Origin of the sequence: Shewanella sediminis HAW-EB3, from assembly GCF_000018025.1 — a bacterium.
GTDB classification, from domain to species: domain Bacteria; phylum Pseudomonadota; class Gammaproteobacteria; order Enterobacterales; family Shewanellaceae; genus Shewanella; species Shewanella sediminis.
This window is the reverse complement of sequence record NC_009831.1, coordinates 4288799-4310231: the sequence shown is the minus strand read 5'-3', so window position 1 is coordinate 4310231 and position 21433 is coordinate 4288799. Positions and strand designations below refer to the sequence as shown.

Below are 21433 nucleotides of genomic sequence, written 5' to 3'. Positions count from 1 at the left end.
GAACCTTCCAGTCCTCCAAAATGCTGTTATTAAAGGGAGGACTAGTGTTGGTGGAATTAGGCGGCGTTGAATACGGTTAAGTCGTCATCCTTTGAGTCAAGGGTGAGCCCCATGGGTTGGTCGGTAAAGATCCGCTTATCCATGATTTTTAGATCTGCGCCGATCTTGGGGGTGAACTCCATCTGATCTAATATGTCATGCTTGAGATCCACCCCCGGGGCAATTTCAATCAACTCGAGCCCCTCGGTGACCAACTTAAATACGGCGCGCTCGGTGATATACAGAACAGGTTTATTGTTTTTTCTGGCGATATCGGCCGCGAATGTGATCTGACCAACCCGATTAATCAGTTTTTTAATCTGGCCCTCATTGACGATTCGTAACTCTCCGTCACCCGTTTCAATCTGTAGCTTTCCTGCGGTGAATGTGCCGCAAAAAAATACTTGCTTGGCATTCTGGGTGATATTGATAAACCCGCCGCAGCCAGCAATTTTTGGGCCGAATTTTGAAACGTTCAGGTCTCCATTTATGTCACACTCTGCCAGCCCTAAAAAAGCCTGATCGATTCCGCCACCATCGTAAAAATCAAACATTTGATCTTGGGTTATCACAGACTCAGGGAAAGCCGATGCTCCAAAGCTGAGCCCTCCGGCCGGGGTTCCACCAATGGCTCCAGGCTCGACCGTTGCAATGACTTGATCAGTGATCCCCTCCTCATCTGTGACATTGGCAATCACTTCGGGGGCACCGATGCCGTAATTTAAGATAGCACCCTGCTTGAGCTCCATTGCCGCGCGGCGGGCAATGATCTTTTTAGCATCCAGTTGACGTGGCTGCGGTTTGCCTATTTGCCCGTCTCCGCGTCCGCAGTAGGCGGGGTTCATCTGCTCTGCGAATGTCTGCATATGGGATTCACCGTCAGCCACGACTACCGCATTGACAAAAATCCCGGGAATGCGGACCTGTTGTGGGGCTAAGGTTCCAGCTTTGACGACTCTTTTGACTTGTACAATGACTGTGCCGCCCATATTGGTGACAAGCTGTGCTGCTGCCAGATTTTCTAAAAACAGACACTCATCTTCCATGGTGATATTGCCGTTCTCATCTGCCGTTGTGCCTCTTAGCAGTGCTACATTGGCATCGAGTCGTTTATAGAACAGATACTCGTTATCATCTATGGTCATTAGTGATACGCGCTCTTGTTTAGTGATGGCGTTAATTTTCCCACCACCGAGCCTTGGGTCGATAAAGGTGCCGAGGCCGACATGTGAGAGTGTGCCGGGTTTACCGGCTGCCGAATCTCTGAGTAATTGTGCTATCACTCCCTGAGGAAAGTTATAACCTTGTATCTGCTCGTCATTTGCCAATTTCTGGAGTCGTGGAATGAGCCCCCAATGTCCTCCCAGTGCCATACTGACCATGCCGGGATGTGAAAGGTGATTGGTGGCCTTGTCTTTACCATCCCCCTGACCGGCGGTGAAGTAGATCTCTAAATTATTAGGGTGCCCGGTTGAAAGGAATTGTTCACCGACGGCTTGCTCTATCGCTTCAGGGACGACCGCACCTATGAATCCGCCTAAAATCACCTTATCTCCATCCTTGATAAGGGATGCAGCTTGTTTAGCTGTGAGTACATCAACTTTCATAATAACTTCCTTCAGAACCGATTAATTCAAGAAACCAACAGCCCATAGATAAAGTGGCTTTAAGGTAATGAATGAAGTTTATAAGCTTGTTATTGATGAGAAAATAGATGAAATTTGGAAAGATAATTGCATTAATGGGATAATTGGGTTGGGGGAAACATTAAGTTTGTTGGGATGTAAGGCGGTGTGGTGTTGCTTCTGAATAATAGTGAGTTTGAAGAGAAAGGCCGATAATATGGCTATTGAACATTCATAAGCTCATACCCTATGACTAACTATGTGAGCATGAGCTTAGATATGTCGCTGCCAGCGGTTAACAGCTGGAGTTGTAGATAATTATGTTGTTTCCTGACTGATCTCTTGTACGCGTTTGAGTAGGAACTCCTTAAAGTTGACGCATCGGGTCGGCATCTGTTTTCTTGGCCTGAAATAGAGGCTGAATTCAAATTGGCTATTACTATAGTTATCGAGTACCGGCACCAAGCGGCCATCAGCAAGTTCATCTTTAATCAGTTGATTTGGCAAGTAAGCTATGCCAGCTCCTGTTAGGGCCACAGTCTTCAAAAATTCGCTGTCTTCCACTTCAACAGTTTGAGCAATATCAACGGTAGTAAATTCTCCGTCTAGTTCAAATACCCACTTATTGCCACCGACTAAAGTTGAGGCATATAAGCAGTTATGCTTCTTGAGATCCTCCGGGAATTCAGGACAGGAAAACTGTTCAATATAGCTGGGTGAGCAACACGCTTTTAGGGGGTATTGAAGTAGAGAGCGTTTAACCAGCAGGCTGTCTTTTTCCAGGTAACCTTGGTAAGTAGCATTAGCCCTGATAGAGAAGTCGACCTCATCGATATGGTCAACATCATAAGCGGTTTCAACGATTCGAAAGGAGACATAGGGATACTCGCGTAGATACTCGCCTACGATCCGGCTGAGGAAATTTTTGGCAAAAAGTGGCGTGCTCGCTATACGGATCACCCCGCGGTCTTCATTACCCAGGTTTTGTATTTCGGTGAGGATGTCATCAATTTCGGTGTTTACATGGCAGAATCGATCGAATAACCGTTCTCCCGCCTGTGTAGGTACTACTTTACGGGTCGAACGCTTGAGTAAGCTAACCCCCATATTCTCTTCCAGTTCAATAATCCAGCGGCTACCCGCCGAGGCTGAAATTCCATACTGCTTGGCAGCATCGCTAAAAGAACCTGTTCGAACCACGTGTAGAAAGTAAACGATTTTATCGAGCATAGAAGTTTCACTATGGGAAGAGAAGGGAATAGCCAAACATATGAGTATGACTGCTATATATTATTGATACGTTAAGTAGCTTAATATTGATACCAATATTTGAAAAGAGATATGAGTAACAAAAAAGAAATTACCTCAGTCGTCGATATACTATCCCGAATTAGCTATTCTTAAAAGAATTTTATCCCTTATATGCAATAGTGTTTTGACTTATTGATACTAATCATCGAACCGTTCTAGGCCTAATATAGGTGCAAATTAAAGCAGATATCGTCGTGGTTATTTGGCGCTCTCTGGCTTTCCTATATGACTAAAAAAAGGTGGTAGAACTATGCTGGCTAACAAAGTTTGTATTGTAACAGGCGGGGCGCAGGGAATTGGGCGTTGTATCGTTGAAACATTTGCGAAGCAGGGAGCATTAAAAGTCTATGCCTGCGATATGAATCATGAAGCGATGGTAGATCTGGAAACTCAGTACAGTAATGTTTGTGCTAAACAGCTTAATGTTTGCGATAGGGATGCTATCAAGATGCTGGTGGCAGAATTGAAAGAGGTACATGGCAATATCGATGTCTTGGTTAACAATGCCGGTATCACACGGGATAATCTTCTGGACAGGATGAGTGAAGATGACTGGGATATGGTGGTCAATGTCAACTTGAAGGGCGTCTTCAATATGACTCAGGCGGTTTCACCTGTGATGATTGAAAGTGGTGTCGGTTCAATCATAACCATGTCATCGGTCGTCGGTACCGACGGCAACGTTGGTCAGAGTAACTATGCCGCGACTAAAGGCGGTGTGATCACTATGACTAAGGGCTGGGCAAAAGAGTTTGCTCGTAAAGGTGCTCAGGTTCGCGCGAACTGCGTCGCGCCCGGCTTTATCGAAACCCCAATGACCATTGAACTTCCGGAAAAAGTACTCGATTACATGAAAGGGAAGACACCACTGGGGCGTATGGGTAAGCCTCAGGATATCGCCGATGGCGTGCTGTTCCTCGCCAGCGATCAGGCCAGTTTTATTACCGGACAAACACTAAAAATTGATGGCGGCTTAGTGATCTAGGAGACAGTATGAGAAAGGTATATATTGTCGGTGCTAAACGCACCGCACTAGGTAGTTTCGGTGGAACTTTAGCTTCTGTTCCAGCTTTTGAGCTTGGAGGTCACGCGATTAAAGGGGCGATTGCTCAAGCCGATATCTCTGCTCGCTGTATCGATGAGGTGGTAGTAGGTAATGTGTTGAGTGCGGGTCAGGGCATGGGTCCTGGCCGACAAGCCGCACGTTTTGCAGGCATACCCGATGAGGTTCCGGCCTACTCTCTTAATATGATCTGTGGCAGTGGTATGAAGACGGTTATAGAAGCGGCCAGTAAGATCAAAGCCGGTGATGCAGAGATCGTGGTCGCTGCGGGCATGGAGAATATGTCTAGTGCTCCATACCTCATGAGCAGCAATAACCGTTTCGGTGCCAAGATGGGTGACCAAAAGCTAGTTGATTCAATGATCCATGATGGACTGACAGACGTCTTCAACCAGTATCATATGGGAGTGACTGCCGAGAATATTGCTAACAAGTATGAGATTAGTCGTGAGACTCAGGATCAGTTTGCACTTCGGAGTCAGCAGAGGGCCTGTGCCGCTATTGAGGCCAGACGTTTCGAAAATGAAGTCGTGCCAGTTGAGGTGATGCTTCGTCGTAAGCCGGTGATGTTTAATCGTGATGAGTACCCTCGTACCGATGCCACAATTGAAAGTCTGGCTAAGCTGCGGCCCGCATTCGATAAAAATGGTTCGGTGACCGCGGGTAATGCTTCCGGGATTAATGACGGTGGTGTGGCATTTGTTATCGCATCACAAGAGGCGGTCGATGAGTATCAATTGCAACCATTGGCAGAGATAGTGAGCTACGGTCAGGGGGGGCTCGATCCCGCGTATATGGGACTTGGGCCTATACCTGCGATCAGACAGGCGCTACAGCGTGCTGATATGCCTTTAGATAAGGTAGAACTCCTCGAGTTAAATGAGGCCTTTGCTGCTCAGGCGATAGGTGTGATGCATGGCCTTAGTGAAGAGCATGGCGTCTCGCTCGACTGGTTTGATAATAAAACTAACCTTAATGGTGGCGCCATTGCCTTAGGTCACCCCCTAGGTGCTTCCGGAGGACGCGTATTAACAACACTGCTCTATGAGATGCAAAAGCAGCAGTGCAGTTACGGACTTGCCTCCTTGTGTATAGGTGGGGGAATGGGAACTGCGGTCATCATCAAACGATGTGTAAATTAATTCCTTTCATCATAAACCTGTAAAAGAGTGCCCCCTTTGCCGTCCATTTTATCTGGACGGCTTTTTTCGGTTCAAAAAATAACTTGAATATAAGTTTGTGCTAAAAGGGGAGTAGTTGTTCTTGCATGTCGAGTTTTATTTAGTGTAATACCAATCGGTATAACAAAATGCTCCATTCAGAGTTTTGTACACTCGATGCAGTGCTAATGAGCTTAAACGTGGAGTAATAATGTTTAAGCTCGTTGCCTCGCTTTATATTAATTTATGAAATCTTAAATTGTCCCACCAACTTGCTCAAATTACCTCCTTCCAGAGATACTGTTTGGCTTACTTTGTCGGCATCTTCACTGGAGTGAAGTAGATCGCTCACTATATCTTTTATCGCAAAGACGTTACGGTTTATCTCTTCAGTAACCGAACTTTGCTCTGTAGCAGCAGTGGCAATTTGAGTACTCATGTCGTTGATCGAAGTTACTGCCGAAGTCACCGCCCCTAGACTGTCCGATATCGCCCGTGAAGAATCCACCGAGCGGATACAGCTTTGCTGACTATCGTCCATGCTCTTAACCGCTTGGGAGACTGAGGTGTGTAGCTTAGATAGCATTTCGTTGATCTCCAGAGTACTGGCCTGAGTGCGACTGGCTAAGTTACGCACCTCATCGGCAACCACTGCAAAACCGCGGCCCTGTTCTCCGGCCCGCGCCGCTTCGATAGCCGCATTTAAAGCCAAAAGATTTGTTTGTTCGGCAATACTGCCAATAACAGTTAGGACTGAGTCGATCTTATGTGATTGCTCACTCAAAGATTTTACGTTGATTGCTGCGTTGTCAATTTGCATCATTAAGGACGAGACCTCGGTTAAAGAGCTATCAACACACCCTTGTGCCTTGGTGACATCACTGGTAGCAGCATGGGTTGCATCGGCCACTAAGGAGGTGTTCTGGGCCACTTCATTTGCTGTAGCCGACATCTCGCTCATCGCCGTTACTACCTGGTCTGTTTCACTGTTATGGTTTATCAACTTACCCGACATAACCTTAGTCTGCTCGCTGATATTTTTAGCAGCCAGTCTCACTTTTCCTGTAGCAGAGGCGACATCACCAATAATATGCTGCAACTTGCCAACAAACAGGTTAAATGAACGCCCAAGCTGAGCGATTTCATCTTCACCTTTAATATTCAAGCGTCGGGTCAAGTCCCCCTCGCCCTTAGCTATGTCGTTTAAGTTAGCTGCCATATTTTTAATCGGCACGACTATGTGTTGTGCAGTAAATATAACAAATAATGAGGTTGTGCCGGTTAGCAAAAATGCAATTATCAATATCCCAATAGATTTATCTTTCATCTGGTTAGTTGATGTGGCTTTATAATTGGCTACTACATTATCTATATCATCAATATAAACACCTGTTCCTATCATCCAGTCGGTATTAGGAAGCATCATAGTAAAGCCAATTTTCTCGATTTCCTGGCTAGAGCCAGGCTTTTGATAAAAGTAGGAGTAATTACCGTCACCGTTTTTAGCTGCATCGAGCAAGCCTACAAGAATTTTTGTACCTCTTGAGTCTGTCAAACCTATTTTATTTTTCCCTTCATACTCAGATTTTAAACCGTGGACAATATTTTTACCATTGGAGTCATAGATGTAGAAGTAACCTGCATTGCCAAAACGAATATTGCGTAATGCCTGGTTAACATCACCTAGAGGTTTTAGGGATAATTGATAAGCCACTATCCCGGCAGCAATTTCGGTTGCTTCTTTAATATGATTTTTTCTTTCATCAATTAACTGAGTCCTAAAAGTGACAACATCGTCTTCGAGCGAGGCCTGTTCGAAGACATAGGAAACAGAAATAAGAAGTGAAATTGAAATTAAAAATGGGTTCAAAGCAAGAAGTAATAATTTATTACGTAAACTGGAGTTAAACATGTTTTACTACATCCTATAGAGTGGAAGTTATATTTAAGGACTATAGCTAGGGGCACTACACCCGGTGTTATTGATAATTTCTCAGGTTTGTTTTAATAGGGCGCTAGATATAACTTTATTCCATGCAGATAAAATCTATGCAGGTAATATATTTGTGTTTTGAAAAGTATCGCCCGTGATGCAATATATAATAGATTTTCTGAGTTTATGCATCTGAAATTAACAAATAATGGCGGCCAACAAAAAAGTGACACCGTTAGGTTAATGTTAGGAGGCAGGCCATGATTTTGCCCTTACTAGCTTTATGATGGGGACAAGTTGTAGCTGAAGATATAAAAAGCCGCTTTAGCCTGGACCAAAGCAGCTGTTTTTACCGTTTGCTACTAACCGAAGCTGACTCTGAGTGTGGTCATGACCGCAGTATCATCGATATCTTCATCGGCGTGCCCTGCGCGTAGCTCAACCGAAGTGCCTTTACTGAACTCGTAGAGGGCCTTGATATCAAAGAAGTTACCATATGTATTATCTCTATAGAAATCGGGCAATACGGTGCTTAGATCGGCGTTATAGAGATCTAGTTCCATACGACCTGCGGCTAAGGTCACCGTTAACTCATCCATTGGAGTCCAGTTAGCACGCACACCATAGATAATGCCATCTTTACCGGTATTTCCGTTGAAGTCACCTAAACCACCGAAGAACTCTGTGCGGGTAGGGTTGATTTCGTTGCGAGGAGAGTTGTTGATAAGCATAGAGTAACTATCCCATCCACGTCCCACCTGGCCTCCATCACCGATGCCGGCAACTTGAGCTTGTATTTGGAATTCTGGTGTTATCTGATAGCCCGCTTCTACGAATGCTGCCCAGCTATTGTTTCCCCAGAAGTAGTTCGCCTGTTCTGCATTTGCGTCAGACAGGTTGAAGTTAGCCGCTGTTTTGAATGAAAAATCGCCTATCGTCTTTCCCAGGTAAGGAGAGATGTTATGGAAATTGTCGATAAAGTATGGATTAGGAAATTCATTAGGAAAATCCGGAGCCGATTCACCATCGAAATAGGCCCAAAGTACGCCCCAGTCGAGACCACTTTGGTTACCTATGGCGGCAATGGTGTACATGTTCAGATCGCCCGTCGATAACGGAGCGACACTGTTCTGTGAAAAATCTTCAGAAAATCTGAGATCGTATAGTCCGATTAACCCAAGGTAGCCACCATCTGTCATGATAGTTTTCATTGCAAGGATACGATCCCGGCGGTCATCTTGGATGTTAAAACCATAAGCCCAACTGGCTTCCTGGCGACCCACACGGAATAACCAACCATCATCTCCTTTGTATTGAAGGTAAGCCAAATCTAAGGACAGAGAGTCGATATTCTTATCGCTTGTGTAGTCGCTACCCGAACCACCGCTGTGACGACGATCTCCAGCCCAGTCATAGAAACCTAACATGCGGGTGTTGATGGACCATCCATTCTCATTCGTCAAATTCAGTGTTAATCTGGCTTGAGATTGAGCGCCCTTAACGTCGTCACCAGTATTGAAGTTTCCTTCGCCGTTATCGACATTGTAGCCTTTTACAAAAGCATCAGCCTTAAACTCTACAGTTCCGACATTATCAAATTCAACCGTTACTGCATGTAAAGCTGGAGACATCATTCCCAGAGAACAAGCAAAGGCTAAGGCTGTCAGCTTGGTTCCGGATTTATTGTTGTTCATCATCTATTTCCCTCTATTTTGTTTTATTTATATTCTTGGTATTTCTATTTTGGTATTTAATTCAGGTGTAATTAAAACGCATCGATTACCGGGCCACTTACGTAGTCGACCGCACAAGCTGTACCCTTACAGTCGCTTGTCAGCATCTTCACTAAGATGGCACCACTATTAATTTTGCTGTTGAAGTGTCCGACACCATCCAGATCTCCACCGGATAGGTTATAGGGGCTCAAATCACTGAAGTTGAAGTCGAGTGCACTTGCAGTTGTGCCCGCTCCCAGCTGTAGTTGGGAAATGACATTTGTTTCTGGTGTGAATAGCGCTCCTTTTGAACATGTACTTCGGCCGGAGGTTGTCGTGCAGTGGATCTGATCATGTAAGCCAGCCGTCAAACTGTAGAATCGATTTTCCGGGTGCTTCGAAGGTAGGTTGCGCATACTGCGAGAGTAATAATTGCCAGTCCAGGCATTTTGTCCCCACAGTGGTGAGAAGCTGCCATTATCGGGATATAGCCCAAAGGTGTTAGCGTCATAAAGGTTCTGACTGCCACAGGTTGGTGCTAATGCATTAGCGTATCCGGTATATAAACATGACTGCAGTCCACGAATGGCACCGGCGATATTAATAAATCGGTCGATTTTATCCCAGGCCTGATGTTTGTATAAGCTGGAGAGCGCCATTGAGACGCCGAGAGAGTGAGCGACAATGTTAACCTTTGTCTGGCCGGTATATGCCAATACATTATCGATAAATTGATGAATAGTTTCCTGTGTGCTCGCATCATGGTAATTAAGCTGTGGGGATTGTCGTTGTTTAGTAGAGAGGTAAGTTAACCCGAATAACTCACAGTCATTGTAGCCAGCCTGTTTGAAGGACTCATAGACAGAAAAGGGAGCTTGTGGATAGCTTTCTGGGCTGACACTCGGTGGGAGTGCCCAGCCGATGGCATTGTCTCCATTACCATGAAGAAAGATAACCGGTGTTTTGTTTGCCTGGCAGCTTCCCCCTCCAAATCCACCATCAGGATATTTGTCTTGGTTTATGAAGTTATCTGAAAATTGATAATTAGAATCAGAACAGATAAATCCATTATGATTATTGCACTCTACCGAATGAGCCGAAGAAGATATTAATAGTACAGGTAATATCCATAAATGCATTTTTAAACCTTTAATCATTTCTAACATCCTCGTCATCAATAAAGTTACGATTATATTAACCATTTACAGGCTTCTTTTGCGTAACATTTCCGGGATTGTTTTTTGCATTAACGGGATGTTAATAGGGTAACCAGGCGCTTCGAATAGCGTTATCATTGGGTTGTATTTCAGTGAATCATATTAGGAGTAGAGCCATGTGCCAACAGATAAAAACTGAAAAAGTGATCTTAGCCAATGGCGAGCAGATATATTATCGGGAGTCCGGAAAGGGACCTGTTTTGGTCTTACTGCATGGCAATATGACTTCATCTTTTCATCTTGAAGAGTTCATTAAATCCATCTCTTCAGGGGTAAGAGTCATTGCTCCTGATATGCGTGGATTTGGATTGTCGAGTTATAAGCAGCCCATTTCCAGCTTGAATGAACTCTCAGATGATGTTGCAGATCTTTTGAATCAACTCAATGTTGAACACTATGCCATAGCTGGTTGGTCAACCGGTGGTGGTGTTGCGATGCAGCACTGTATCGATCATAGAGAAAAAGTCAGCCAGCTTGTACTGATGAGTAGCATAGGGATTACCGGTTACCCGATTAAGTCTAATGGAGGACAAGGGGACTACCTTAAGAGCAAGCAAGCCATACTGGATGATCCTATGTTTGCTCCGGTTTTTTCAGCTTTTGAAAATAACGATAAGGCTTTCGTTCGTGGTCTGTGGGATATGGTGGTCTACAACCATAAGAAGCCGGCTGCAGAAACCTATGAATTGCTTATCGATGATGTGCTGACTCAAGTGAACTTAGCCGATATCTATTTTTCCTTATCAGTCTTTAACTTAAGTGATGACTCTAACGGAGTTATTCATGGAAACAGCCAGATACATAAATTTAAAACGCCTACCTTGATCTTACACGGTGATGATGACTTGGTTATTCCCGTAGGCACAGCGCTAAATACTCATCGGGAACTGAAAGAGTGCGGTGAGCTGGTTTCGTTAAAAACCTATCCGAACAGCGGTCATTCTTTGTTTATCGATCAAATTCAAGATATCAGTCATCAAGTTCTGACTTTTATAAAATAATAACTAGGACCTATAAAATGAATAGAAGTATCAAGTTTCACTTACTCTCATTATCACTTATCGGTATTGTTGCAGGGTGTGCAACGACTCAGTATCCAGTGAATAATATGCAAGCGTTAACCGTGACAGAACAATGCCAGGGAAGCTATTGGCAAGACTGTGTCGCCTATCCCTTTCCTGTGCAGTATGCGCAGGTAAAAGATGCAAAGGGAGTCGAATGGCAGGTGGCGTATATGGACGAGTATGCCGGCGACAAGAGCACACCTGAGACCGTCGTACTTATTCATGGTAAAGGCGTGTATGGCGGATATTTTGGCGACTTAATGAAAGCGTTACTGACTCAGGGCTACCGAGTCATAGTGCCCGACCTCCCCAATTATGGTAAGTCGATCCCTGGAAACCTGGATAACCCGGTGACACGTTCGCTCGACGATACCAGAAGCGCCATTCATGATCTGCTGGCGAATAAATTGAACATAGATAAAGCCAGTTTCCTTGGCCACTCCATGGGAGGCCAGTGGGTGATGGGGTATGCGTTAGAATATCCTCAACAAGTGAATAAAATAGTGCTTGAAGCATCGGGAGGCATGGAAGAGTTCCCAACGAGTGTCGCTGGTTTGCCATTTTTTGGCGATGAGCAGAAAGATTCTTATGAGAGTTGGGAAGGGATCTGGGGCAGCACACTGAAGAAAGAGAAAGCGAAGACGGCAGAAGATATCGTACTGTTTAACTACTTTAAGGCCAAGAACCCTAAGACTGGGGTTATCATGGACTCTCCTTCCGGCTACTTCATCAATAAAACCCCCATGACGGATTACGTGACTCACGCCCGTCAGTATATGATCGATAACTCAAGTAAGGAGTATAATGTCTATGCACAGACCTATATCAGAGATATCTATTCCATGGGAGTCGAAGTACGCGTAGAAGATCCACTGAGCCTGGTGAAGAGGATTGATCAGATAACGGCGCCAATGCTTATCACTTATGGAGAGAAAGAACCCTTTATCCCAACGACCATTTTTAGTGGTCAGCAGAGCTTACGTTGGGATGTGATTAAGCCTGTGTATGACAAGTTATCGAGTAAAGGCAACGAGCCCACTGTGGTTATTTACCCTAATGTCGGGCACTTTATCCATACCGATATTCCTGAGCAATTTCATCAGGACGTGATTAAATTCCTTGCTGGAGATAGGATATCCGGTGCTGAAAAAGTGTCAGCCTACAAGCCGCCGGTTGTTATGCCTCCTGAAGAGGTGACTGTTTTCTTTGATAAGTTTAAGCGAGTTTTGCTGAGTCAAAGCAAGGCTAATATAGCCACCTTTTACGCAGACGATTTTGTTGAAAATGGCTATGATAAATCAGCATTTTTAGCGATTCTATATAGTCAGATGGCTAAAGTTAAAGACTATAAAGTCTCTTTAGTTAAGTTCGAGAAAGACCCGAATGTTGCAGATGAGTACTTTATTGAAGGCATGGTGAACTTGGGGACTATATCGGTACCATTTAAAGAGGGTAGCAAGGTCCGTAAGACATCTGATGGTTGGAAATGGCTGGGTAACAGAAAGTCCTAATCTTCCTGTTTTTTCTGACGATATAAAAGTGAAAAGCATCTCTTAGCATGGAGATGCTTTTTTATTAATGAGGGGGAATAAATTTTTTGCTATAGCTTGTCTATCATTTGAGAGGCTGCTTCGTGGGCGACGAAGAACTATGTAGGAGCGGCTTGAGCCGCGAAGCCGTTGAGCCATGTACACCCTCCACTGGTGGAGACAGCTTTAGAAAATAGTCCGAAATCGGTGACAAAATTTTTTCTTATGCTGAGCAGGTTGAGATATCCCTTCTATACTTAATTTACTGAATATACACTCTAATCCCGGGATTCAATATGAGCCATACCTATAAAATCATTGAGATAGTTGGAACCTCGCCAATCAGTTCCGATGAGGCGATAAAGAATGCCGTTAAGACTGCGGGTCAGACATTGCAGCACCTTAGGTGGTTCGAAGTGGTCGAGACCCGCGGGCATCTCGAAGCTGGGTTAATTGCCCACTGGCAGGTGACGCTGAAGATAGGTTTTACATTAGAGCCTGAAGATTAAAAAACGAGGTTTTAGTTGCCAGGCCCTAGAGCCTAGCTCCTGGTAACTCGGACCTTTATTTAAGCATCCCTTGGCAGGCCTTTTTCCACGCTGCGGATCACTCGCTGGGTTTTTCTGTTGGGTGAGGCTTGCTCTTGTAACTGCTTTTCTTGCTGTTGAGTGAGTGCCCAGTCGATATGTTCGATGACCACCTCGTCAACTTCTTCAGAGGTTTTTCTCTGTTCGAGGGCTGTGACGATATCATTTGAGGCTGGTGCATTTCCCAGGGCTACCGCTATGTTTCTCAGCCAACGCTTATGACCTATACGGCGTATCGGGCTGCCTTCTGTGATCTTGAGAAACTCGGCTTCGCTCCAGCCGAACAGGGTGAGCAGCTGGGGTTGTTTCAGTGGATCTCGGGTATGAAAGTCATGCTCATTAGTCAGTGGTGCCTTATTGTTTACCGGACACACGAGCTGGCAGTCATCACAGCCGTAGATTCGATTACCGATAAGAGGCCGAAATTCTTCAGGAATCGCACCCTGTAGTTCAATTGTCAGGTAGGAGATACAGCGTCTGCCATCGACAATATAGGGCTCGACTATGGCATTAGTCGGGCATGATTTGATGCAGGCAACACAGGTATTGCATCCCTCTACCACAGGAATATCAACAGGCAGTGCCAAGTCGATGAAGAGCTCGCCTAAGAAGAACCAGCTACCGGCATCTTGATTGAGTAACAAGCTGTGCTTTCCGGTCCAGCCCAGACCCGCTTTAGCGGCCAATGGCCGCTCTAAGATGGGGGCCGAGTCGACAAATGGTCTGAAACCGGGCTTGCTGGCTCCCAGGTTGAGCAACTCAGCTTCTATCATCTGTCCCAGTTTTTTAAGCCTGTTGCGGATCATCTTGTGATAATCACGGCCGCCGGCATAACGTGAAATATAGGCTAAGTTTGGATCGCTCAGGTTGGTGGCAAATCCAGCTTTTGGTGGCAGATAATCCATGCGCGCAGAGATCACCCGTGTTGTCCCCGGATGCAGTTCATGGGGGCGAGCCCGCATCATGCCATGACTTTCCATATAGCCCATCTCACCATGATAGCCATTGTCTAACCACTGCTGCAGTTGAGGCTCTTGCGCTGTTAGGTCGGTGTCGCATATTCCTATTTGGGCAAAGCCCAGCTCCTGGCCCCACTGTTTTATCTGCAGTGCGAGTCGTGTGAGATCGCCAGGCGAGAGAGTGTAGAAATTAGATTGGCTAACGGGAGTGTCTGACATAAGAATACCAATTTCATTAAATATCTGTTCATTCAGCGGGAGTTTAAAGCGCTGAAGGCAAGGCGGATGATTGCAGCTAATAGTTATTCTATATCAAAAGCATTCAACGTAGCATAAAGTGCTTTAAAACCCGCCCTACGGGAGGCCCTCAGACGTTCCACTTCTGCATTTCATTGACTTACAAGGGAGCAGCCATTCTTTCATCAATGCGCTTTGAATTGAAAAGTCTGAGTGACTCTGAATTGACAACATATTTAATGAAACTGGTATAACTAGTGCTAAGGGATACAGGGACATGATAGCAGTATTTGTGCGATCGATAAATTTCTTCCTGATTAGCTCAAGGAGATAAGCAATGTAACGTGATTGTAATTCATATATTCTTTATACTCTTTATAAAATTAGAGTACCGGTGAGCGCTCCCTATGTGGGGCTGTTTTCGGGCATATCGCTCTTTTTACCTTCTTAGAGAACAGGTTCTGGCTTGAAAAGCATTAATAATAAGAACAGTGATAGAACCCTTAGCAAAGGTGATGCAGGCTTAGCTTGTTCTCATATTGGTGCTGTAAAAAGTGCTGTAAAGAGCCCCGCTAACGCTTCAAGTAGCAGTGGAATTTTACCTAACGGGATAGTATTTTATGGCTGGTGGATAGTCTTAACCTCAGTAATCGGTCTATCTCTTGGTTACAGCGTCATTGCCATGTCTTTCGGCACGTTTATCAAGGAGTTTGAAGAGACCTTTGGTTGGACACGAGGTCAGATATCTTTCGGTTCCACCGTAATAGGTATCACAGCGATCCTTTTCTTCCCCTATGCCGGTATGTTGGTCGATAGATACGGGGTTAAAAATATCTTGTTGCCATCTACCTTTCTTTTCGGCCTGGTCATGGCCTCGATGTCACTGCTTACTCCATCGATATGGCACTTTTATGCCATGTGTATTTTTATTCCACTTCTTGGTGCCGGGACTGCCCCATTGACTTATTCCCGCCTGCTTGTGAGCTGGTTCGATAAACAACGTGGGCTTGCTTTGGGCATAGGATTAAGCGGTGTGGGATTGGGGACGGCTATTGTGCCGCTGATCGCATCGTATTTTATTGAACACTACAGCTGGCGCCAGGCTTATCTTGCTATCGGCGGCTTGATCATTTTGTTGGTGTGGCCGATGGCTAAGTTTGTGTTAGCCGATAAACCCAATGAAAAGGGGTTGGTCGCCGATGGTATGGCATTGAGCGATGATGAAGCGAGTGCCAAGCTTCAAGCGCGAGTCGAACAGATAGATATCAAGGTTGGTTATACCGCTAAAGAAGCGGTGAAGAGCAAGGCTTTTTGGCTGATGCTAAGCTCGTTTTTTATCACGGGGTTAACCACCTCGACCCTGCTGGTTCACCTCGTTCCTATGATGATGGATAGAGGGGCTAGCCTGCAAGAAGCCGTGGAGACGTTTGCTTATTTGGGAATCTCTGTTGTCGGTGGGCGGTTAATTGCGGGTTACTTGATGGACAAATTCTTCGCGCCCTATGTGGTGGCGATCTTCATGCTAGGACCTATTCTGGGGTTGGCGGCCTTTTCGATGGGAGCTACCGGAGATATGGCGGCAATCTCAATAGGTCTCATAGGTATTGCTATCGGTGCTGAGTTCGATGCCATAGCTTATTTCACCACTCAGTATTTCGGAAAACGATCTTTCGGGGTTATCTATGGTTATGGTTATTCAGGTTTTAAATTAGGTGCCAGTATTGGCCCACTCATCATGGGCTTAACCTATGACCGTTTAGGTCGCTACACCGAGGTGTTATGGGCCATGTCGGCCACTATGGCACTGGGTTGCGTACTCATTTTATGCATGGGGGCATATCCATCGCTTCCGGTAAGAGAGATTTCTTCAAAGCTGGGTCAAAAAAGCTCTTTGGGCAAAAGAAAAGTGCTAAGCAGTAAATCATAAAGCAGTAAGCTGCCTTAGGCATGAGCTATCTTTCTCTGATTTATACCGGTTGGAATGACTTAACGATATTTATGCATTGCGATAAAAAAGGGGAATCGTTTATCGATTCCCCCTTAATTCGCTTATCTGGCTGTGACGTTAATCGCTACTCGGCGAACTGCATGAGGTGCTGTTTGACTTCATCAGAAGCGAAAGCTTGCTCGATACTGATCTTATAGATGTTGAAGTAATCTTCACGACTCAGATTGAACTCTTCCATCACCTTGCGAACTTCATCTGTCATTGTAGTGTTCGATACGGTGCGATTATCGGTATTAATGGTGATGGGCAGATTATCTTGATAGAAGGCCTTAACCGGGTGTTCGCTTAGTTTATCCACCGCTTTGGTTTGGATATTACTGCTTGGACAGGTCTCTAAGCCTATATTGTGCTGTTTGACTAAGTCATAAGCACCCTGATGGCCTGTGATATGGATTCCATGACCCACACGCTCGGCATTCAGAAGTGAGACTGCGTCATACACATTCTGGCCAACCCCTTGTTCACCAGCATGTATGGTGATGTGGTAGCCCTTCTCTTTTGCATACTTTGCATAGGGGATGAATTCATGGCAAAAGCCCGGCAGTTCAGCACCTGCAAGATCGAAAGCGGCAACACCTTTGCCTAAGAATTCCGCACCGGCATCGATGACGGCATTAATGTTATCTTTTGGAAAGGTTCTTAAGATAGAGAGGATGTAATTTCCCCTGATGTCATACATGGCTTCGGCGCGCTGCATGCCTTTGACTACGCTGCTGATGATCTGTTTGAAACTTAACCCTTGCTGCTGATGCAGCTGTGGACCGAAACGGACTTCGAAGTATTTTACATTTTCCTTGGCCGCATCTTCGAAAAGCTCAAATGATATCCGTTCAATCCCTGCTTCTGTTTGCATTACTGACAGAGGCAGGTCGAAACGCATCAGGTACTCTTCAAGGTTTTGACAAGTCTCAGGAGCTATCATTAATGAATTGATTTCATTGATATCTTGGCTTGGAAGAGGGATGCTTTGTTCTTGAGCTAGATCGATAATAGTTTGCGGGCGAACGCTGCCGTCTAAATGACAATGTAGATCGATCTTGGGCAGGTTAAAATAATTCATGAGTCTCTACCTTTATTGGATAGTACCTAAATAGGAACGCCGTCTATAGATTGAATAAAATAGTTCACTCTATAGAAATAGTACATATTTTGGATAGTGCATAAAGTTACAGACTTCATAATCAAGAATTTGTGGCTCTTGGTAGAAACTCCCAAACCGTATCATTGGGATTATACGAAGCTATTCGAGGGGCTAGGTTAACATTATGATAAAAGTGTCGCAATATATTAGGTTTGAGTTTAGGTTAAACTTACTGTGGTGAGCGAGTCTGCGCTGGCTAACATACTCATTAATCATTGAGTTGTGTTTGCTCTGATAGTATTTAACCTGGCGCTTAAGTCAGGTATCTGAGTCGTCTTGTTTTCTTATGGAGTTTTATGAGGTGTTTTGGCCATTTTATTGCGTTTATTCTGTGCTCATTTCTCATGGGTTATTATTTCTTTGGGAGCAGGGCTGTAGCCGAACAAGATGAAGTGCAATTAAGATTAATTACAGAACCTTGGGCGCCTGTTTCATATGAAGATAATGGCATAGCCAAAGGGTTTGCTGTTGACTTGGTGAATCAACTACAAGCTTCAATGGGGGCCCATTCTCCGGTCGAGGTGCTTCCCTGGGCGAGAGGCTTTTCTATAGCAAGCTCAACACCGAATATCATGTTATTCGCCACCTCTGTCGATGAAGATCGTCGAAAGCAATTTGATTTTGTTGGCCCTATTCTAACAAGCAATATCTCTCTCTACACCAAAGCCGAAGATACCATAGAGATAAATTCAATAGAGGAGGTGAAGAGGGCAGGATTAATTGGTGCATATCGCGGCTCTTTGGGAGAGGGCGTGTTAAGACGGGCGGGAGTGGAACAGTTGTTGATCGCCAGTTTTCCTCAGCAAAATGCAAAACAATTGATGCGTGGGCGGGTGCGGTTTTGGTGTCAGGCCGATATCGCGGTGACTAGCCTGCTCTCTGAGATAGGTATCAAACCTGAGAGGGTCAAACCCGTATTTTTATTGTCTGAAATCGATCTTTATCTGGCCTTTTCAAAAGGTACCAGTGATTCGGTTATTACGAGGTGGAGTGAGGCACTCACTGCGTTTAAAAACTCTGGTTCCTATAGTAAACTTTTTCGTCGATGGTTCGGAGATTTAAACGAACCCGAAGAGGTAGAGATATTGTGGCGCGAGAGGTGATTAGGCCTTGTCAGTCTCTGCATCTGATAGGCTTGTATTGCTGACGGCGCAGTTTCTTCCCTCGGACTTTGCCTGATACAGTGCACTATCGGCACGTTGAAGCAGCTCTGAGAAACTCTTATCCTTCTCCTGAGCGGCAATGCCTGCGCTGATTGTCATACCAAAGTTAGCTGCAATATCACCCAAGTCTGATTTGGCGATAGAGTTGACGAGTCTCTGTGCTATCTCGGTGGCTTGATAGAGTGTGGTCTCAGGTAAAATAATCAAAAACTCTTCTCCACCGACCCGGCCAACCAGATCCGCTTTTCTCATATGCGAACTGCTTATTTTTGCGAGTTCTATCAGCGCTTTATCACCAATGTCATGACCGTAGTTATCATTGACAGATTTAAAGTTATCGGCATCGAATAGGATCAACGCCAACGACGGAGGCTTAACTGAAAATAGCTTTTCACCTGTGGCATAGGTATGCCTGCGATTAGGGAGCTGAGTCAGATGATCGGTCATGGCGAGCACTTCCAACAGCTTAGATTTTTGAGCCTGCTTGAAGGCAAAGAACGAGATGATAAATATGATAATAAATGCCAGAATCAGCACCGCATATTCAAGCTGTTTATTCTGCTTTACGATTTTTAATTCATGTTCTTTAATTCGCTGGTATTCAACTAAGCGTTCATTTTCAGTTTCAATTCGTTTGGTGTTGAAGCGGGTACGCATCTCTGTGGTACGATTCGATTGCAGCTTTGCATCCAGTTCATTATGTAATACAAGGTACTGTTCCAGGGAACTGAAGGCTTGCTTCCAATCTTGTTGAGCGCTGTGAGATTGGCTTTCTAAGAGCAGTAGCTGCGCCATGCCACGAGTGTTTTTGACTCGAGAAAATGCAGCTTTAGCGTCATCTAGTTCAATCAAGGCTTGTACGGGGTCAGCTTGCATCAGGTGGACTTGAGCTTCAAACAACTTCATAAAACTATAGAAGGCTTCGTCATTCGGTTTAACAGAGTGACCCGCTTCAGTGAGATAAGCCTTTGCTTCATCTATTCGGTTTAACTTGAGTAATGTACCCGATATATTGACGGCAATCGTACTCGAACCACGCTCGCTTCCCTGTTCTGTCCAATACTTGTGAGCTTTAAGGTATTTTTCCAGCGCCCGCTCATATTCACCCAGCTCTTCTAACGCTATCGCCATCTCTGACAATACTCCAGTTGCCGAATTCATATCTCCGAGTTCAATGAATTTTGTTTCCAGCTGCTGGTAATATTTTAGTGCGGTCTGAGGGTCGCCAAATCTGCGGTAGCTGGTTGCCAACTCAGTAAGATTATAGAGGGACCAATACTCCAGTTTCAGGCTGTCATATAGGTGTTGAGCTGTGATGAGATCTTCCAGTGCTTGGGCAAAATTCCCCTGAAACGAGTACATGGCTCCACGTACACTGCGTGCATCGGCGATAAGCTTAGTGGACTCAAGCTGATAGGCATCTCCTACGACCTGATTATACTCCTCTAACGCCAGCACTACACGCCCCTGATGTTGGTAGAACCAGGCACGACAAAGCTTGATATCGGTGAATATCTCAGGAAAGTGGCTAATCTTGTCGGAGGCTAAGTGTTTATCGGCAAGCTTAACTGCCTCGGCTCTCTGTTTCTCATCGGTAGGATCATGATTCCAGCAAAGCGCACTTTGTAATCTAAGGTAATGGGGAAAGTCATCGGGAGATATATGTGTTTTAAGGTACTCGAGCTTTCGGGTTAACTCGGCAGGCTTTATCGCCATACCGCTCTCTATCTCGGTAAAAATCTCATCGACGCTGGTTTGTTCAATGGCGAATAAAGAGGTTGAAAAAAGCACAGAGCAGAGGCTGAGATTCATCAGCAAAAAATAAACTCTGTTCAGCCACCGTTTTTTCATCTGATTTAACTAATGCCTTTGATCTTATTCATCATTTAACCATAGCATATGAGTTTTCCCACCCGCATACTTTTATTGCATTCATTAACCATCAATTAGGTTTTAATCAATGAGTTTTATGTCGAGTAATACTACACCTACATTTAGGCAGTTGTATACTTTTGCATTTGAGATGGTCTGAAGGTATAACTGCACGCTCAATTAACCGAACATGAGTGAGTTGCTGTTGTGAGATTAGTTTTTGCGAGCATATTATTGTTAATGTGTGGGCCGGCAATGGCGAAATCGAACCTGGAAAAGTCCGGGGATATATTGCACCTGTTGCTCCCTGCTGCCACTTTTGGTGCGACATTAGCCTATGAAGATGACTTCGAAGGTAGCTGGCAACTCATCAAGACGGGGGTGGTTTCTCGTATCGCTGTCGAAGGGCTGAAATATGCCGTCGATAAAGAGCGTCCCGATGGTTCCGATATGGACTCATTTCCCTCTGGCCACACCGCCGATACCTTCGCCGCCGCGACATTTGTGCAGCAGCGCTATGGTTGGGAGTGGGCAATACCCGCTTATGTCGGTGCTGCCTATGTCGGCTACACCCGGGTTGCCAGCGATCAACACCATGTAGAAGATGTGCTTGTAGGCGCCGCCATTGGCGTACTATCCGGCCTGTATTTTACCGACCCTTATAAAGGCATCGCCATTACCCCTATTGCGGGAAATGGGAATTATGGCCTGTATGTGAGTGGTAAGTTCTAAACCGCTACAAGAGAAAGTATATTACCCGTGCCCGGTAGCCGGGCACATAAACGAATAATTTTAAACGATACCGAGTTA

16 protein-coding genes and 1 riboswitch are annotated in these 21433 nt (G+C 45.0%); of the genes, 8 read left to right on the top strand and 8 right to left on the bottom strand.

Annotated features, from left to right (window positions below; all coding sequences use genetic code 11):
- Nucleotides 1-56: 56 nt before the first annotated feature.
- Nucleotides 57-1646: an acyl CoA:acetate/3-ketoacid CoA transferase gene (locus SSED_RS18515; protein WP_012143870.1), complete on the bottom strand. Its 1590-nt coding sequence runs from the start codon at nt 1644-1646 to the stop codon at nt 57-59.
- A 336-nt stretch (nt 1647-1982) separates the two neighbouring features.
- Nucleotides 1983-2894, bottom strand: coding sequence for a LysR family transcriptional regulator (locus SSED_RS18510; protein WP_012143869.1), 912 nt, complete (start codon nt 2892-2894; stop codon nt 1983-1985).
- A gap of 331 nt (nt 2895-3225) precedes the next feature.
- Here SSED_RS18510 and SSED_RS18505 point away from each other — a divergent pair, with 331 nt between their 5' ends.
- Together SSED_RS18505 and SSED_RS18500 are read left to right on the top strand one after the other, a co-directional pair.
- On the top strand, nt 3226-3960 hold the full coding sequence (locus SSED_RS18505) for a beta-ketoacyl-ACP reductase (RefSeq protein WP_012143868.1): 735 nt from the start codon (nt 3226-3228) through the stop codon (nt 3958-3960).
- Nucleotides 3961-3968: 8 nt separating this feature from the next.
- Nucleotides 3969-5180, top strand: coding sequence for an acetyl-CoA C-acetyltransferase (locus SSED_RS18500; protein WP_012143867.1), 1212 nt, complete (start codon nt 3969-3971; stop codon nt 5178-5180).
- A gap of 262 nt (nt 5181-5442) precedes the next feature.
- Here SSED_RS18500 and SSED_RS18495 read toward each other — a convergent pair whose 3' ends face one another.
- From SSED_RS18495 to phaZ7, 3 genes are all read right to left on the bottom strand, one after another.
- Nucleotides 5443-7110, bottom strand: coding sequence for a methyl-accepting chemotaxis protein (locus SSED_RS18495; RefSeq protein WP_012143866.1), 1668 nt, complete (start codon nt 7108-7110; stop codon nt 5443-5445).
- Between the two features lie 383 nt (nt 7111-7493).
- Nucleotides 7494-8828 (bottom strand): DUF1302 domain-containing protein, encoded by a 1335-nt coding sequence (locus SSED_RS18490; protein ID WP_012143865.1) that lies wholly within the window; start codon nt 8826-8828, stop codon nt 7494-7496.
- 68 nt (nt 8829-8896) lie between these two features.
- Nucleotides 8897-10003, bottom strand: a complete 1107-nt coding sequence (phaZ7, locus tag SSED_RS18485; RefSeq protein WP_012143864.1) for an extracellular native short-chain-length polyhydroxyalkanoate depolymerase PhaZ7 — start codon at nt 10001-10003, stop codon at nt 8897-8899.
- A gap of 176 nt (nt 10004-10179) precedes the next feature.
- On the opposite strand from phaZ7, the gene phaZ reads away from it, so the two are divergent.
- From phaZ to SSED_RS18470, 3 genes are all read left to right on the top strand, one after another.
- Entirely contained in the window at nt 10180-11064 is an 885-nt protein-coding gene (gene phaZ, locus SSED_RS18480) for an intracellular short-chain-length polyhydroxyalkanoate depolymerase (protein WP_012143863.1), read from the top strand.
- A 17-nt stretch (nt 11065-11081) separates the two neighbouring features.
- Complete coding sequence (locus tag SSED_RS18475; RefSeq protein WP_012143862.1) at nt 11082-12638, top strand: alpha/beta fold hydrolase; 1557 nt, start codon at nt 11082-11084, stop codon at nt 12636-12638.
- Nucleotides 12639-12952: 314 nt separating this feature from the next.
- Nucleotides 12953-13165 carry a dodecin gene (locus SSED_RS18470; protein WP_012143861.1) on the top strand — a complete coding sequence of 71 codons (213 nt, stop codon included), beginning with the start codon at nt 12953-12955 and terminating at the stop codon, nt 13163-13165.
- A 59-nt stretch (nt 13166-13224) separates the two neighbouring features.
- Here the strand turns inward: SSED_RS18470 and queG are convergent, their stop codons facing one another.
- A complete protein-coding gene (gene queG / locus SSED_RS18465; protein WP_012143860.1) occupies nt 13225-14421 on the bottom strand; it encodes a tRNA epoxyqueuosine(34) reductase QueG in 1197 nt (398 codons plus the stop codon).
- Between the two features lie 484 nt (nt 14422-14905).
- Here queG and SSED_RS18460 point away from each other — a divergent pair, with 484 nt between their 5' ends.
- The gene (locus SSED_RS18460) at nt 14906-16366 is read left to right on the top strand and encodes an MFS transporter (protein ID WP_012143859.1); all 1461 of its coding nucleotides are present in this window, start codon (nt 14906-14908) and stop codon (nt 16364-16366) included.
- Nucleotides 16367-16511: 145 nt separating this feature from the next.
- Here the strand turns inward: SSED_RS18460 and add are convergent, their stop codons facing one another.
- On the bottom strand, nt 16512-17507 hold the full coding sequence (add, locus tag SSED_RS18455) for an adenosine deaminase (RefSeq protein WP_012143858.1): 996 nt from the start codon (nt 17505-17507) through the stop codon (nt 16512-16514).
- A 98-nt stretch (nt 17508-17605) separates the two neighbouring features.
- A riboswitch (purine riboswitch) is annotated at nt 17606-17705 on the bottom strand.
- Nucleotides 17706-17884: 179 nt separating this feature from the next.
- On the opposite strand from add, the gene SSED_RS18450 reads away from it, so the two are divergent.
- The gene (locus tag SSED_RS18450; RefSeq protein WP_012143857.1) at nt 17885-18691 is read left to right on the top strand and encodes a substrate-binding periplasmic protein; all 807 of its coding nucleotides are present in this window, start codon (nt 17885-17887) and stop codon (nt 18689-18691) included.
- Here the strand turns inward: SSED_RS18450 and SSED_RS18445 are convergent, their stop codons facing one another.
- Complete coding sequence (locus SSED_RS18445; RefSeq protein ID WP_041422289.1) at nt 18692-20563, bottom strand: GGDEF domain-containing protein; 1872 nt, start codon at nt 20561-20563, stop codon at nt 18692-18694.
- Between the two features lie 315 nt (nt 20564-20878).
- Here SSED_RS18445 and SSED_RS18440 point away from each other — a divergent pair, with 315 nt between their 5' ends.
- Nucleotides 20879-21355 (top strand): phosphatase PAP2 family protein, encoded by a 477-nt coding sequence (locus tag SSED_RS18440; RefSeq protein ID WP_398354512.1) that lies wholly within the window; start codon nt 20879-20881, stop codon nt 21353-21355.
- Nucleotides 21356-21433 lie beyond the last annotated feature (78 nt).

What these genes read in the sequence shown, in the direction of transcription:
- SSED_RS18515 (WP_012143870.1), bottom strand. Translation starts at nt 1,646, where the DNA reads ATGAAAGTTGATGTACTCACAGCTAAACAAGCTGCATCCCTTATCAAG.
- SSED_RS18510 (WP_012143869.1), bottom strand. Translation starts at nt 2,894, where the DNA reads ATGCTCGATAAAATCGTTTACTTTCTACACGTGGTTCGAACAGGTTCT.
- SSED_RS18505 (WP_012143868.1), top strand. Translation starts at nt 3,226, where the DNA reads ATGCTGGCTAACAAAGTTTGTATTGTAACAGGCGGGGCGCAGGGAATT.
- SSED_RS18500 (WP_012143867.1), top strand. Translation starts at nt 3,969, where the DNA reads ATGAGAAAGGTATATATTGTCGGTGCTAAACGCACCGCACTAGGTAGT.
- SSED_RS18495 (WP_012143866.1), bottom strand. Translation starts at nt 7,110, where the DNA reads ATGTTTAACTCCAGTTTACGTAATAAATTATTACTTCTTGCTTTGAAC.
- SSED_RS18490 (WP_012143865.1), bottom strand. Translation starts at nt 8,828, where the DNA reads ATGATGAACAACAATAAATCCGGAACCAAGCTGACAGCCTTAGCCTTT.
- phaZ7 (WP_012143864.1), bottom strand. Translation starts at nt 10,003, where the DNA reads ATGATTAAAGGTTTAAAAATGCATTTATGGATATTACCTGTACTATTA.
- phaZ (WP_012143863.1), top strand. Translation starts at nt 10,180, where the DNA reads ATGTGCCAACAGATAAAAACTGAAAAAGTGATCTTAGCCAATGGCGAG.
- SSED_RS18475 (WP_012143862.1), top strand. Translation starts at nt 11,082, where the DNA reads ATGAATAGAAGTATCAAGTTTCACTTACTCTCATTATCACTTATCGGT.
- SSED_RS18470 (WP_012143861.1), top strand. Translation starts at nt 12,953, where the DNA reads ATGAGCCATACCTATAAAATCATTGAGATAGTTGGAACCTCGCCAATC.
- queG (WP_012143860.1), bottom strand. Translation starts at nt 14,421, where the DNA reads ATGTCAGACACTCCCGTTAGCCAATCTAATTTCTACACTCTCTCGCCT.
- add (WP_012143858.1), bottom strand. Translation starts at nt 17,507, where the DNA reads ATGAATTATTTTAACCTGCCCAAGATCGATCTACATTGTCATTTAGAC.
- SSED_RS18450 (WP_012143857.1), top strand. Translation starts at nt 17,885, where the DNA reads ATGAGGTGTTTTGGCCATTTTATTGCGTTTATTCTGTGCTCATTTCTC.
- SSED_RS18445 (WP_041422289.1), bottom strand. Translation starts at nt 20,563, where the DNA reads ATGAATCTCAGCCTCTGCTCTGTGCTTTTTTCAACCTCTTTATTCGCC.
- SSED_RS18440 (WP_398354512.1), top strand. Translation starts at nt 20,879, where the DNA reads ATGGCGAAATCGAACCTGGAAAAGTCCGGGGATATATTGCACCTGTTG.